At 66.9% G+C, this 13,511-nt stretch carries 15 protein-coding genes; 8 read left to right on the top strand and 7 right to left on the bottom strand.

Going from position 1 to position 13,511, the window contains the following annotated elements; translation table 11 throughout:
- Position 1 precedes the first annotated feature (1 nt).
- Positions 2-454, top strand: a complete 453-nt coding sequence (tatB, locus tag QOD90_RS26930; protein ID WP_526354844.1) for a Sec-independent protein translocase protein TatB — start codon at positions 2-4, stop codon at positions 452-454.
- On the opposite strand, the gene QOD90_RS26925 is transcribed toward tatB, so the two are convergent.
- From QOD90_RS26925 to QOD90_RS26910, 4 genes are all read right to left on the bottom strand, one after another.
- Complete coding sequence (locus tag QOD90_RS26925; protein ID WP_526354842.1) at positions 451-1,608, bottom strand: P-loop NTPase; 1,158 nt, start codon at positions 1,606-1,608, stop codon at positions 451-453. The two genes, tatB and QOD90_RS26925, sit on opposite strands and share 4 nt — an antisense overlap.
- A gap of 24 nt (positions 1,609-1,632) precedes the next feature.
- Positions 1,633-2,892 (bottom strand): lytic transglycosylase domain-containing protein, encoded by a 1,260-nt coding sequence (locus tag QOD90_RS26920; RefSeq protein ID WP_526354840.1) that lies wholly within the window; start codon positions 2,890-2,892, stop codon positions 1,633-1,635.
- Positions 2,893-2,999: 107 nt separating this feature from the next.
- Positions 3,000-3,539, bottom strand: coding sequence for a DUF1003 domain-containing protein (locus QOD90_RS26915; protein WP_526354838.1), 540 nt, complete (start codon positions 3,537-3,539; stop codon positions 3,000-3,002).
- A complete protein-coding gene (locus QOD90_RS26910) occupies positions 3,536-4,864 on the bottom strand; it encodes a magnesium transporter MgtE N-terminal domain-containing protein (RefSeq protein ID WP_526354836.1) in 1,329 nt (442 codons plus the stop codon). The genes QOD90_RS26915 and QOD90_RS26910 overlap by 4 nt, the downstream gene beginning before the upstream one ends.
- Positions 4,865-4,889: 25 nt before the next feature.
- Here QOD90_RS26910 and QOD90_RS26905 point away from each other — a divergent pair, with 25 nt between their 5' ends.
- Positions 4,890-5,849 (top strand): HpcH/HpaI aldolase/citrate lyase family protein, encoded by a 960-nt coding sequence (locus QOD90_RS26905; RefSeq protein WP_526354834.1) that lies wholly within the window; start codon positions 4,890-4,892, stop codon positions 5,847-5,849.
- Here the strand turns inward: QOD90_RS26905 and QOD90_RS26900 are convergent.
- Positions 5,843-6,394, bottom strand: a complete 552-nt coding sequence (locus QOD90_RS26900) for a DUF4190 domain-containing protein (RefSeq protein ID WP_526354832.1) — start codon at positions 6,392-6,394, stop codon at positions 5,843-5,845. The genes QOD90_RS26905 and QOD90_RS26900 overlap by 7 nt on opposite strands.
- Before the next feature lie 58 nt (positions 6,395-6,452).
- The gene (locus QOD90_RS26895; protein WP_526354830.1) at positions 6,453-6,980 is read right to left on the bottom strand and encodes a DUF4190 domain-containing protein; all 528 of its coding nucleotides are present in this window, start codon (positions 6,978-6,980) and stop codon (positions 6,453-6,455) included.
- Between the two features lie 125 nt (positions 6,981-7,105).
- Here QOD90_RS26895 and QOD90_RS26890 point away from each other — a divergent pair, with 125 nt between their 5' ends.
- From QOD90_RS26890 to QOD90_RS26865, 6 genes are all read left to right on the top strand, one after another.
- Entirely contained in the window at positions 7,106-7,618 is a 513-nt protein-coding gene (locus QOD90_RS26890; RefSeq protein WP_526354828.1) for a general stress protein, read from the top strand.
- Positions 7,619-7,846: 228 nt separating this feature from the next.
- Positions 7,847-9,244, top strand: a complete 1,398-nt coding sequence (locus QOD90_RS26885) for an ABC transporter substrate-binding protein (RefSeq protein WP_526354826.1) — start codon at positions 7,847-7,849, stop codon at positions 9,242-9,244.
- Complete coding sequence (locus QOD90_RS26880) at positions 9,241-10,176, top strand: carbohydrate ABC transporter permease (RefSeq protein WP_526354824.1); 936 nt, start codon at positions 9,241-9,243, stop codon at positions 10,174-10,176. Before QOD90_RS26885 ends, QOD90_RS26880 begins: the two co-directional genes overlap by 4 nt.
- A gap of 12 nt (positions 10,177-10,188) precedes the next feature.
- Positions 10,189-11,013, top strand: a complete 825-nt coding sequence (locus tag QOD90_RS26875) for a carbohydrate ABC transporter permease (protein WP_526354886.1) — start codon at positions 10,189-10,191, stop codon at positions 11,011-11,013.
- Positions 11,014-11,016: 3 nt separating this feature from the next.
- The gene (locus QOD90_RS26870; RefSeq protein WP_526354822.1) at positions 11,017-12,189 is read left to right on the top strand and encodes an ABC transporter ATP-binding protein; all 1,173 of its coding nucleotides are present in this window, start codon (positions 11,017-11,019) and stop codon (positions 12,187-12,189) included.
- A complete protein-coding gene (locus QOD90_RS26865; protein WP_526354820.1) occupies positions 12,186-12,788 on the top strand; it encodes a suppressor of fused domain protein in 603 nt (200 codons plus the stop codon). The genes QOD90_RS26870 and QOD90_RS26865 overlap by 4 nt, the downstream gene beginning before the upstream one ends.
- Here the strand turns inward: QOD90_RS26865 and QOD90_RS26860 are convergent.
- On the bottom strand, positions 12,789-13,511 hold a 723-nt coding region (locus QOD90_RS26860; RefSeq protein WP_526354818.1), incomplete at its 5' end, for a magnesium and cobalt transport protein CorA.

The following is a 13,511-nucleotide window of genomic DNA, read 5'->3' as shown; positions in this document are numbered from 1 at the left end:
GATGTTCGGCAATATCGGCTGGGGCGAGATGTTGGTGCTCGTCGTGGCGGGCCTTGTGATCCTCGGGCCGGAACGGCTGCCCGGTGCCATTCGCTGGACCACCGGCACCCTGCGCCAGGTCCGTGAGTATCTGAGCGGCGCGACCAGTCAGTTGCGGGAGGATCTCGGCCCCGAGTTCGAAGACCTGCGCCAGCCGCTTAGCGAGTTGCAGAAGCTGCGGGGGATGACGCCGCGCGCCGCGCTGACGAAACATCTGCTCGACGGTGACGATTCGTTCTTGACGGGAAACTTCGACAAGCCGGTGAAGCCCGTCTCACCGGGTCAGCCGCAGCCGGCGACTCCGGCGCCCGATCAGACTCCGGCGCTCGATCAGACTCCGGCGCTCGATCAGACGAAGCCCGAGTCGGAATCTCGCCCGTCGGGTGCCACGCCGTTCGACAGCGACGCGACCTAACGCCCGATCGGGTTCAAGCCGAGGGACATCCCCGCGAGGCTGCGCTTGCGCGCGGTCAGCGCGTCGGCGATGGAGCGGAACTCCTTGCCCGCCGCCGAATCCGGCGCACTGAGCACCAGTGGCGTGCCCGAGTCGCCCGCCGAAACCAGCTCCGTGTCGAATGGCACCTGGCCGAGTAACGGCACGTCGGCGCCGACGGTGCGGGTGAGGTTCTCGGCCACCTGCTTGCCGCCGCCCTCGCCGAACAGTTGCAGGACGGTGCCGTCGGGCAGGGTCAGGCCGGACATGTTCTCCACGACGCCGACGATGCGCTGACGGGTCTGCAGGGCGATGGCACCTGCGCGTTCGGCGACCTCGGCGGCGGCCGCCTGCGGCGTCGTCACCACCAGGATCTCGGCGCCGGGAATCAACTGCGCCACCGAGATCGCGATGTCGCCGGTGCCAGGGGGCAGATCGAGCAGCAGCACGTCGAGGTCACCCCAGTACACGTCGGCGAGGAACTGCTGAAGCGCCCTGTGCAGCATCGGCCCGCGCCAGACCACCGGGGTGTTGCCCTGGGTGAACATCGCGATCGAGATGACCTTCACGTCGTGCGCGATGGGCGGCAGGATCATCGAGTCGACCTGAACCGGTCGTTCGGCAGTGCCCATCATCCGCGGCACCGAATGGCCGTAGATGTCGGCGTCCAGCACGCCGACCGACAACCCGCGGGCAGCCAGCGCCGCCGCGAGGTTGACCGTCACGCTGGACTTCCCGACGCCACCCTTGCCGGAGGCCACCGCGTACACGCGAGTCAGCGATCCGGGCTGTGCGAAGGGGATCACCGGTTCCCGGGAGTCGCCGCGCAACAGCTTGCGCAGTTCGGCCCGTTGCTCGTCGTCCATCACGTCGAGGGTGACCTTGACGGCGCCGGTGCCTGGCACGTCGACGACGGCCTGCTTGACGCGATCAGAGATCTCGGTCTTCTTCGGGCACGCCGACGTGGTCAGGTAGATCTCGACGTGAACGGCGGCGTCGTCCGGGTTGACCGAAACGTCCTTGACCATGCCGACCTCAGTGATCGGCTTGCGGAGTTCGGGGTCGATGACCTTGGACAGGGCCGACCGAACAGCCGATTTCAGGCCTTCGGAGTCATGGAGCGGTTGCGGAGACATCACCCGCGAGTCTAGGCGCAGCCGTCAGCTGGTTGGACCGGGCACCGGGGCCGCCGGGACCAACGGGGCTGGCGCCTCCACCGGGGGCGCAACGAACGGTGCCGGCGGCGGCGGAGGCGGCGCGAAGAACGGTGGCGGGGACTGAGGTGCGAGCGTCTCGGCCAGCGGTGCCGGCGCGGCCTGCGGGGTCAGGCAGAAGACCTGGCAGTTCTGCAGCGGCGCAGAGGGGGCCTGCGGCGTCAAGCAGAACACCTGGCAGTTCTGCGGAGGCGCGGGAGCGACAGAAGGGACGCCTGCGCCGGGGCCGGGGGCGTAGGCCAACTGATCCTGTCCGCTCGTCCCAAGGGCCAGCGCGGCGAGTGGATCATCGGCGGGCAGTCCGATGCCGGGCCCGAGGCCCTCCGGGTTGGACGCGAGGTGGGCGTCACCGATCGGCGGGACCGCCCCGATCGGCGGCAGGTTCACCGGCACCACGCCCGTGGCGTAGGCCGCCGCCCAGCCCAGCACGTTCTGGGCATACGCCATCGAGTTGTTGTAGCGCAGAATCGCCGAGAGCACCTGGGACCGGTCGCGGAGGTTCAGATTGCCGCTGCACAGATACCGGGCGGCACCCAGCGAAGCGTCGTAGAGGTTCTGGATGTCGGCCTTGCCGTCGCCGTTGCCGTCGGATGCATACCGCGCCCAGGTGCCGGGCAGGAACTGCATCGGGCCCATCGCCCTCGCGTAAGTGACCCGGCCCGCCTGGACGCTCTGCACGATGACCTCGTTGCCCGCGAGAGTGCCGTCGAGCGCGGGCCCGAAGATGCCCCCGATCGACGTGCCCTGCGGATCGGTGGCGCCGCCGTTGGCGTGCAGGGACTCGATGCGCCCGATTCCCGCCAGCAGGTTCCAGCTGACGCCGCAGCCCGGATACGCCGCGGCCATCAGGCGTTCGGCATTGCGGTACGCGCTCAGGGCGATGGCCGGAATCCGCAGGCTGCCAGGTGAACTCACCACGATCGTGGGCGGGGGAGCCGAAAGGGTCGCCATCGCGAAACGGAACGGAGTCGGCAATCTCTGGGCGGTGACCACGACGACGCCCGCATCGTCACCGGTACGTGCCACCGATGCCAGCGGCGTGATGGCGTCATCGGCGACGGCGTGCCTCGGTGCCGGCGCCGAGGCGCCGACGGCCAGCAGAAGGATCAACGGTGCCAAAACGGCGACCCCGAAGGCGGGCCTGCCCATGACCCGGCGCACGCGGCGTCGCACCGTTGCGTACGCGGACCCGCCCCCTATGTGCACTCAACCGTCCTAGATCCGCGATGATCAACGTAGCGTCGGCAAACGTCGCCAAACGTTGTGAACCAAGTCACCATACCGAGTGATTTCGAGCGTGTTGCGGCAATGGGCTAGACCGACTCATCCCAGTCGCGGACGGCTTTCGCAGCCACGCTCTTCTTGGGCTTCTTGGCGGCCTTCAGTTCGTCGAGAAGCTCGCGCACTTCCTCGAGTTCGCGGCGGAGGTAGTCGCGTGTGACGACCTCGCCGACCGCGATGCGGAGCGCGGCCAACTCCCTCGCGAGGTACTCGGTATCGGCCTTCGTCTGTTCGGCGCGACGCCGGTCCTCTTCCAACGACACCCGGTCGCGGTTCTCCTGCCGGTTCTGCGCCAGCAAAATGAGCGGCGCCGCGTACGCGGCCTGCGTGGAGAAGGCGAGGTTCAGCAGGATGAACGGGTAGGGGTCGAAACGAAGGGTCACCGCCAACAGGTTGAACGCGATCCACACGATCACCAGCACGGTCTGCATGGCGAGGTAGCGACCCGTGCCGAGGAACCGTGCGATCGACTCGCTGAACCGCCCGACGGCCTCGATGTCGACCCGCGGGGTGAACCGCCTGCGCCGGGTGCGCGGCGTGTCGAGTCGCTGCCGCGACGACAGGTCGCTCACGACGGACCTCCCGGGGCAGGGATCCCGGCGTCGGACAGGTCATCGGGGTTGGGCAGGACGGGATCCTCCTGCCGCACCCGCCAGTCGTGGGGCAGCAAATGGTCGAGCACGTCGTCGACGGTGACGGCGCCGAGCAGATGCTTCTCGTCGTCGACCACCGGCCCGCAGACCAGGTTGTAAGCCGCGAAGTAACGCGTGACCGCCGCCAACGACGTCTCGGGGCCGAGGCTTGGTAGATCGGAGTCCATGATGCCGCTGACCAGGGCCGCCGGCGGCTCCCGCAGCAGCCGTTGCAGATGCACGCAGCCAAGGTAGCGACCGGTCGGGGTGGCGGTCGGCGGCCGCACGACGAACACCAACGAAGACAGCGCCGGGGTTAGGTCGGGATCACGCACCCGCGCCAGCGCCTCGGCAACGGTGGTGCCCGGCCCAAGCACGACCGGTTCGGGAGTCATCAGGCCACCGGCGGTGTCTGGCGAGTGCTTCAGCAGTCGCCGCACCGGCTCGGAGTCCTCGGGATCCATCCGGGCCAAGAGTGCCTCGGCCGCCGAGGCGCCCAGCTCGCCGAGGAGGTCGGCCGCGTCGTCGGGGTCCATGGCCTCGAGCACGTCGGCCGCGCGTTCGGTGTCCAGACGCTTCAGCAGATCGGCCTGTTCGCTTTCGGGCAGCTCCTGCAGGATGTCGGCCAGACGTTCGTCGTCGAGGGCGTTGACGACTTCGTAGCGACGCTTGGCGGGTAGGTCGCGGATGGCGTCGGCGACGACGATGGGCCGCTGCCCCTCGAACTGCGCCAGCAGGTAGGCGACGCCCTGGCCGGGCAGTGACATCGCCGAGTGGGTGAGGCCGGTGACGTTCTGCCAGTCGACGATGTGCACTGCGGTGCGGCGGCCCAGCCTGCGCTGGCTGCGGACCGCGACCCTGGTGACCACCCAGTCCCTGGTGCGGATCTGTTCGATGGCGAGGTCGACCACGACGGAGTCGACTCCTGCGAGCTGTTCGAGCTCGGGATCCTGCACGCGCACCCTTGTGTCGAGCACCTGACCGAACACCAGGACCTCGCCGGGACGCTGCGCGAAGCGGCGCAGTGAGACGTTGGTGGTGGTGAGCGTGACGGCACTGGGTTCGATCGCCGTGACGCGGAGCAAACCAACGAAAATTCTTCTGCGAGTAAGCAATTCGACGACAAGGCCAAGCACGCGCGGTTGTTGGCGGCCGATGCCGATGCTGATCACCACGTCGCGGACGCGGCCGATCGATTCACCGTCGGGGCCGAGTACCAGCATCCCCGATAGTCGGGCCGCGTAGACCCTGTTCACCGCCACCATGAGACAAAGAGTAGAGACTCAACTCGTGGAGAACCGCTATCGCCCCCGCAGAACGTGTCTTTCAGTTCCTGGCAGCAGCGCCAAGATGATCGAGAAGGGCATGGGACTGCCCGCCGATCAGGTGTTCCTGGATCTCGAGGATTCAGTGGCACCAGATGCCAAGGCGCAAGCCCGTACTCAGGTTGCTGCCGCCCTGGCAGGCGACGGCTGGGCGGGACAGCTGCGCGGGGTGCGGGTCAACGATTGGACCACTCCGTGGACGCACGCCGATGTCATCGAAGTGGTGGCGGCGGCAGGCGCCCAGCTCGACGTGGTGGTCCTCCCGAAGGTGACCGACGTCGCCCACGTGCAGGCCCTTGATCTCCTCCTGACCCAATTGGAGCTCGCCAACGGACTGACGGTTGGGCGCATCGGCATCGAGGCGCAGATCGAGAACGCCGAGGGTCTGACGAACGTCGACGCGATCGCGGCGGGACCTCGTGTGCAAGCTCTGGTACTGGGACCCGCCGACATGATGGCGAGCCTGAACATGCGCACCCTGGTCGTCGGCGAGCAACCCGAGGGGTACGACGTCGGCGACGCGTACCACTACGTGTTCATGCGGATCCTCGTCGCCGCCCGCACGCATGGCATCAACGCGATCGACGGCCCCTTCCTCAAGGTGCGCGACGTCGAGGCGTTCCGGCGGGTGGCGGGGCGCGCGGCGGCGCTCGGGTACGACGGCAAGTGGGTTCTGCACCCGGATCAGATCGCGGCCGGCAACGAGATCTTCAGCCCCCGCCAGGCCGATTACGACCACGCCGAGTTGATCCTCGAGGCCTACGAGTGGCACACGTCGCGGGTCGGTGGGGCCAGGGGCGCGGTGATGCTCGGTGACGAGATGATCGACGAGGCGAGCCGCAAGATGGCGCTGGTCATCGCGGGCAAGGGACGGGCCGCCGGGATGGCGCGTACGACGGATCCGTTCGAACCGCCGAATCAGTAGCCGTACGGCGAGGTGGACGTGACGGCGATCGCGAAGAGGATGACCCCCGCGTAGAGCAGCCAACCCACGACGGAGAGCGCGCCGACGATGACGCCCGCCAGGGCCATTCCGTGGCCCTCCTGCCCGGTCCGCTTCGTCTCGCGCATCGCGATGACCCCGAGGATCAGACCGACGATCGAGGGCAGCCCGCAGAAGATCAGACCGGCGATGGAGGTCACCATCGCTGCGATCGCCTTGCCGTTGGTGCCCACCGGCCTGCCCTGTGCGTACGGGTCATAGGCGCCGCCGTATCCGTAGCCGCCCCCGTACTGCGGCGGATGGCCCATCTGGGGATAACCGGGTGGTGGGTAGCCAGGCGGCGGATAGCCGGGCGGAGGCGGATAGCCGGGCTGGGCCGGATAGTCGGGCTGGGCCGGGTAGTTCGGCGACTGCGGCACGGAGTCCGTCGGATAGTCCACTGGCGCATACGGATCGACCCGCGGCGCGGAGTCCTCGAGTGGCGGGTACTCCTGGCCGTGTGTCGGCTCGTCGGATCCAGTGCTCACGAAGTCCTCAGTCCCATCACGATTCCAACCTAGCGCTCCGGACGACCCGAGGGTTCCGTCAGTACGGGAAGAACGTGGTCGAGTAGATCAGCAGCACAATCAGCGCGCCGAGCAGGCAGACGCCCCCGATCGCGATGCCCGCGATCGCCATCTCCTTGCCCTTCTGGTGGCGGTTCTTGATCTGGCTCAGCGCCACGATCCCCAGAATGACGCCGATGACGGATCCGACGAAGGGCAGGCACATGAAGTACGCCGGGATGCCGACCAGGGAGCTCACCAGCGAACCGATCGCCATGCCGTTGGTGACCGGCTGAGTGCCGTAGACCGGCGGGTACGGATTGCCGTACGGACCCCCGTACGGGCCGGGGTACGGGGCGTTGTAGGGCCCGTAGGGCGGCGGTGCCGGGTAGGCCCCCGGGGGCATCTGGGGCGGCGGTGAATACGCAGGTGGCGCGGGTGAATACGCCGGTGGCGGAATGGCGCCGTAGTCGACGGGCGGGTACTCGTAGGCGCCAGGGGTCGGGTACTGCTGCCCGCCCGGCTGCTGACCTGCCGGATCGCCGGAGAAGCCGCCCGGATGAGTCATGGGGTCAACCTACCGGAGCTAAGGTTCGCCGGCGCTCGTTGGGCAGACGGCACCCATCGCGGTCGCCGAACGTTGAGAATGGAGGGTGCAGCTGCACTTCGAACGCGACACGACGGGACAGGACGATGACGAACCCACTTCAGAATCCAGGGCGGGCTGGCCAGAATTCGGGACGTGGTGGCTTCGCTGCACTGCCGACCCCGCCGAAGGGGTGGCCCATCGGCTCGTACCCCACCTACGCCGAGGCGCAGCGTGCCGTCGATCACTTGTCGGACCAAGAGTTCCCCGTCCAGCAGGTGACGATCGTCGGCGTCGACCTCATGCAGGTCGAGCGGGTCACTGGCCGGCTCACGTGGCCTCGGGTGCTCGGCGGAGGCGCATTGACGGGCGCGTGGTTGGGCTTGTTCATCGGGCTGGTGCTCGGGTTCTTCGGGCCGAGCCCGTGGGGTGCGCTCATCGCCGGCCTGGTCGCCGGTGTGTTCTTCGGCATCATCACCTCAGGGCTCCAATACGCGATGGCGCGGGGCACAAGAGATTTCAGCTCGACGATGCAATTGGTTGCCGGACGCTACGACGTGCTGTGTGACCCGCAGAGTGCCGAGCAGGGCCGGGATCTGCTGGCGCGCTTGAAGATCTGACACCGGACGACCGTCAACGATCGGTTCGCCGCCGACACGCCGGTACCCGTCAGAAGTTTGCGCGCGCGCTCTGGTTGGGCCGCGCGAAGGTTGCTGCCGCGTCACGATTCCGACGCGCGGGTGCGGAAGTGTTGCACATCACGCGTAACTCGCTCTACGGTTTGCCCGCGGGAGGTTCTCGCCAGGAGCCGCTCCGGCGGCGACATCCAACGCGGACGGGAGGCGGTGGTGCGCGTTAGGCGGCTATGCGCTGCGGCGTTGGCTGGGCTGACGACGGCGTCGATGGTGTCGGCATGTGGTGGCCAGGGTGGCGGGATCGTCATCAACTACTACACACCGGCCAACGAGATGGCCACCTTCACTGCGGTAGCCAAGCGTTGCAACGAAGAACTCGGCGGCCGCTTCACGATCAAGCAGATCAGCCTGCCCAAGGGCGCCGACGATCAACGGCTGCAATTGGCGCGCAGGCTCACTGGTAACGACAAGTCGCTCGACGTGATGGCCCTCGACGTGGTGTGGACCGCCGAATTCGCCGAAGCCGGCTGGGCGTTGCCGCTCGCCGACGATCCGGCCGGTCAAGCCGAGGCCGATGCGCGGCAGAACACGCTTCCCGGTCCTCTGAAGACGGCCGAGTGGCAGGACGAGCTGTACGCCTCGCCGATCACCACCAACACCCAATTGCTTTGGTATCGGGCCGATCTGATGAAGGACCCACCGCAGACGTGGGACGCGATGGTCTCCGAGGCGACCCGCTTGCACGACGAGGGCAAGCCGAGCTGGATCGCCCTGCAGGCCAAGCAGTACGAGGGTCTGGTGGTGTGGTTCAACACGTTGCTGGTCAGCGCTGGCGGCCAGGTGCTCTCCGATGACGGCAAGACGGTCACGCTGACCGATACGCCCGAGCATCGGGCGGCGACGGTGAAGGCGCTGCAGATCATCAAGGCGGTCGCCACCGCGCCAGGCGCGGATCCGTCGATCACCCAGACCGACGAGGGCACCGCGCGACTGGCCCTCGAGCAGGGCAAGGCGGCGTTGGAGGTCAACTGGCCCTTCGTCCTGCCCTCCATGCTGGAGAACGCCGTCAAGGGTGGCGTGCCCTACCTGCCGCTCAACGAACGCGCCGATCTGAAGGGCAGCATCGACGACCTTGGGACGTTCAAACCCACCGACGAGCAGTTCGATTCGGCGTACGACGCCAGCAAGGAAGTCTTTGGCTTCGCCAATTACCCGGGCGTGCTCCCAGGTCAGCAGGCCAGGGTGACGATCGGCGGCCTCAATCTTGCGGTGGGCAAGAACAGTCAGCACAAGGCCGAGGCATTCGAGGCCATCCGCTGTCTGCGTAGCGTCGAAAACCAGCGCTATACCTCCGTCGAAGGCGGCCTGCCCGCCGTGCGCGCGTCGCTGTACGACGACCCGGAGTTCCAGAAGAAGTATCCGCAGTACGCGATCATCCGGGAGCAGCTCACCAACGCCGCCGTGCGGCCGGCGACGCCGGTCTACCAGTCGGTGTCGACACGGATCTCGGCAACGCTGGCCCCGATCACCGACATCGATCCGGACCGCACCGCCGACGTGCTCGCCGATCAGGTGCAGAAGGCCATCGACGGCAAGGGTCTGATCCCATGACCGCACCCGCGGAGCGTGCCAGCGCGGTTGATTCCTCGCGCAAGCGCTCGTCAGGCGACGACCGAAAGGCCGAGCGCCGACTGGCGTTCTGGTTGATCACCCCCGCCGTCCTGCTGATGTTGGCGGTCACCGCCTACCCCATCGCCTACGCGGTGTGGCTGAGCCTGCAGCGCTACAACCTGGCCGCGCCGGACGACACCAAGTTCATCTGGTTCGACAACTACGCGACCATCCTCAGCGACCGGTACTGGTGGACGGCGTTCGTCGTGACGCTCGCGATCACCGTCGTCTCGGTCGCCATCGAGTTCGTCCTCGGAATGGCGCTCGCCCTCGTCATGCACCGGACGATCTTTGGCAAGGGCGCCGTTCGCACCGCCATCCTGATCCCGTACGGAATCGTCACCGTGGCGGCGTCGTACAGCTGGTACTACGCGTGGACGCCAGGCACCGGCTATCTGGCCAACCTGCTACCCGCGGGGACGGCGCCGCTGACCGAGCAGCTCCCGTCGTTGGCCGTCGTGGTGCTTGCCGAGGTGTGGAAGACGACACCCTTCATGGCGCTACTCCTGCTGGCGGGGCTCGCGTTGGTGCCGCAGGATCTCCTCAACGCCGCCCAGATCGACGGTGCTGGTCCGTGGAAGCGGTTGACGAAGGTGATTCTGCCGCTCATCAAACCGGCGATTCTGGTGGCGCTGTTGTTCCGCACGCTTGACGCGTTTCGCATCTTCGACAACATCTACGTCTTGACCGGCGGCGCGAACGACACCGGTTCGGTGTCGATCCTGGGCTACGACAACCTGTTCAAGGCGTTCAATCTCGGCCTGGGTTCGGCGATTAGCGTCCTGATCTTCCTGACGGTCGCCGTGATCGCGTTCATCTACATCAAGATCTTCGGCGCGTCGGCACCCGGTGCGGACGAGGAGGGTCGCTAGATGTCCGAGAAGGTGAGTCCCGGCCGCGCCACGGGTTGGACCGTCGTCAACATCCTTGTCGTCCTGTACGCCCTGTTCCCGGTGTTGTGGATCCTGTCGCTGTCGTTGAAGCCGACGTCAATGGTCAAGGACGGCAAGCTGATTCCGTCAGAGGTGACGTTCGACAACTACAAGGCGATCTTCCAGGGCAACATCTTCACCTCGGCGTTGGTCAACTCGATCGGCATCGGCCTGATCACCACGGTGATCGCGGTCGTCGTCGGGGGGATGGCCGCCTACGCGATCGCCAGGCTGGCGTTTCCTGGCAAGCGCGCCCTGGTTGGCGTCGCCCTGTTGATCGCGATGTTCCCCCAGATCTCGCTGGTGACACCGATCTTCAACATCGAGCGCAGGATCGGGTTGTTCGATACGTGGCCCGGCCTCATCATCCCGTACATCACGTTCGCGCTGCCGCTGGCGATCTACACCATGTCGGCGTTCTTCAAGGAGATCCCATGGGATCTGGAGAAGGCGGCGAAGATGGACGGGGCGACGCCGGGGCAGGCCTTCCGCAAGGTGATCGCACCGCTCGCCGCGCCCGGCATCGTGACCGCGGCCATCCTGGTGTTCATCTTCGCGTGGAACGACCTGCTGTTGGCGCTATCGCTGACGGCCACCGAGCGGGCCATCACGGCACCCGTCGCGATCGCGAACTTCACGGGCAGTTCACAATTCGAGGAGCCGACCGGATCGATCGCTGCTGGCGCGATGGTCATCACGGTGCCGATCGTCATCTTCGTTCTAATCTTCCAACGACGGATCGTTGCCGGTCTGACGTCCGGTGCGGTGAAGGGGTAGTCCATGGCCGAAATCGTGTTGGACCACGTGGGCAAGAGTTACGCCAGCGGCGCTGCGGCGGTGAAGGATCTGTCGATCACCATCGCCGACGGCGAGTTCGTCATCCTGGTCGGACCGTCCGGGTGCGGTAAGTCGACGACGCTGAACATGATTGCGGGACTGGAGGACATCAGCTCGGGAGAGCTCCGCATTGGCGGCGACCGGGTCAACGAGAAGGCCGCGAAGGACCGTGACATCGCCATGGTCTTCCAGTCCTACGCGCTGTACCCGCACATGACCGTGCGGCAGAACATTGCCTTCCCGCTGACCCTGGCGAAGATGAGCAAGGCCGACATCGCCACCAAGGTGGACGAGACGGCCAAGATCCTGGACCTGACGGAACTGTTGGACCGCAAGCCCGCTCAGCTGTCCGGTGGCCAGCGCCAGCGTGTCGCGATGGGTCGCGCAATCGTCCGCAGCCCCAAGGCATTCCTGATGGACGAGCCACTGTCCAACCTCGATGCGAAACTGCGCGTGCAGATGAGGGCCGAGATCGCGCGGCTGCAGAATCGCCTCGGCACCACCACGGTCTACGTCACTCACGATCAGACCGAGGCCATGACGCTCGGAGATCGTGTCGTCGTGATGCTGGCGGGGGTGGCACAGCAGATCGGCACACCCGACGAGCTCTATCACCGCCCGGCCAACCTCTTCGTCGCCGGCTTCATCGGATCGCCGTCGATGAACTTCTTCCCGGCCACGCTGACCGACGTCGGAGTGCGGTTGCCGTTCGGCGACATCACGCTGACGACCGAGGTTCACGAGACGTTGGCTCTTCATCCCACGCCCACCAACGTCATCGTCGGCGTCCGGCCGGAGCAGTTGGAGGATTCTGCGCTGATCGACACCTACGCGCGGATCAGGGCGTTGACATTCGAGGTGACGGTCGACCTGGTCGAATCGCTCGGCGCGGACAAGTACATCCACTTCCACACCGAGGGCGAAGGTGCGCAGGCCGCCCAGCTCGCGGAGTTGACCGCCGAGTCTGGCGCGAGCGAAAACCAGTTCGTGGCAAGGGTTCCCGCCGAGTCCAAGGCCGTCGCGGGACAGACAGCCGAGCTGGCCTTCGACACCGCAAAGCTGACGCTGTTCGACGCGGACACCGGCGCCAACCTGTCGATTCCGCCCGCCGAGTGACCGACGTTCTGGCCGAGGTCCGCGCGCGGCTGCGCGAGCACTTCGACCGGAGCGGGGCCGGCGGCGAGCCCGCCGAGCCTTCCGTCGCGAGCGTGACCTTCCTGGGCGCCGAGTCGATCGACGTACTGCGCTTCGGGCCCGATTCCGATGGCACGCATCACCATGTGTCGCTCGGCTGTTCGCGGCATCCGATGCTCGACCCGACGGTCATGGTCGTCGACTCGGCGAGTGGTCCGCGGGCGGAAGTGGTGGTTTCTCTGCGTGGGCCGACGCCGACCGGTCTGGCGCGCTCGATCGCGGTGGTAGCGGCGTCCCCTGCCGTCGAGGGTCTGGTGCTGGTACCCGACGCCCTCGTCGACCTCGAGACACCGCTGTGGGCGGCCGCACCTTTCACCGCAATGCTGTTGGGTCCCAGCGACATCGACGACGTCGTGCTACCGGCACCGAATGATCCCGTCACGTTCTTGGCGGCCACGCCGATCACCCCGACCGAGGCCGCCTGGGTGCGACTCAAGGGTGCCGAGGCCATGCGGGAGGCCTGGCGCACCGATGGCGTCGACGTGCGGGATCCGCGCCGGCCGGCGGCTCAGCCGAGCTGACTACAGCCAGTGATTGCGGCGGAAGGTGAAGTACAGCACCGAACACACCGTCGCCATCACCAGCAGGACAGCGGGATAACCCCACGTCCACGCCAATTCCGGCATGTGTTCGAAGTTCATCCCGTAGATGCCCGCCAGCGCGGTCGGGACGGCCGCGATCGCGACCCACGCCGAAATCTTTCGCATGTCCATGTTCTGCTGCATCGACACCTTGCCGACGGCGGCCTGCACCAGCGAACTGAGCACCTCGTCGTAGCTGGCGATCCGATCCGAGGCCTGGGTGTTGTGGTCGACGACGTCGCGGATGTAGCGCCTGACCTCCTTGGAGATCAGGTCGTTGTGGTCGGATCCGAGCCGCTGCAGAGCGAGGTTCAGCGGACCCACCGCCCTTCGCATCTCGACGACCTCCCGCTTGAGAAGGTAGATGTGCTCGATGTCGGTGTCGCTGGTGGGGGAGAAGACGTTCTCCTCCATCGCGTCGATGTCGTTCTCGACGAGGTCGGTGACCTCGAGGTAGTGGTCGACGACGTGGTCGGCGATGGCGTGGAGCACGGCATACGGGCCCAGCGCGCAGTTGGCCGGCGTGGTGTCCATCCGCTTGCGCACCCCTGCCAGCCCGCCGTGGTCGCCGTGCCGGACCGTCACGACGAAGTCGGGCCCGACGAAGATCATGATCTCGCCGGTTTCCACGATCTCGCGGGCCAGCGCAACCGATTCGTGCTC

The organism is Mycobacterium sp. (assembly GCF_032161845.1).
Lineage (GTDB): Bacteria > Actinomycetota > Actinomycetes > Mycobacteriales > Mycobacteriaceae > Mycobacterium.
Note: the sequence above shows the minus strand (reverse complement) of the source record. Positions and strands in the feature narration are given on the sequence as shown.

Excerpts from the sequence above, each read along its gene's own strand:
- tatB (WP_526354844.1), top strand. The coding sequence starts at position 2 with ATGTTCGGCAATATCGGCTGGGGCGAGATGTTGGTGCTCGTCGTGGCG.
- QOD90_RS26925 (WP_526354842.1), bottom strand. The coding sequence starts at position 1,608 with ATGTCTCCGCAACCGCTCCATGACTCCGAAGGCCTGAAATCGGCTGTT.
- QOD90_RS26910 (WP_526354836.1), bottom strand. The coding sequence starts at position 4,864 with ATGGTGGCGGTGAACAGGGTCTACGCGGCCCGACTATCGGGGATGCTG.
- QOD90_RS26895 (WP_526354830.1), bottom strand. The coding sequence starts at position 6,980 with ATGACTCATCCGGGCGGCTTCTCCGGCGATCCGGCAGGTCAGCAGCCG.
- QOD90_RS26890 (WP_526354828.1), top strand. The coding sequence starts at position 7,106 with ATGACGAACCCACTTCAGAATCCAGGGCGGGCTGGCCAGAATTCGGGA.
- QOD90_RS26880 (WP_526354824.1), top strand. The coding sequence starts at position 9,241 with ATGACCGCACCCGCGGAGCGTGCCAGCGCGGTTGATTCCTCGCGCAAG.
- QOD90_RS26870 (WP_526354822.1), top strand. The coding sequence starts at position 11,017 with ATGGCCGAAATCGTGTTGGACCACGTGGGCAAGAGTTACGCCAGCGGC.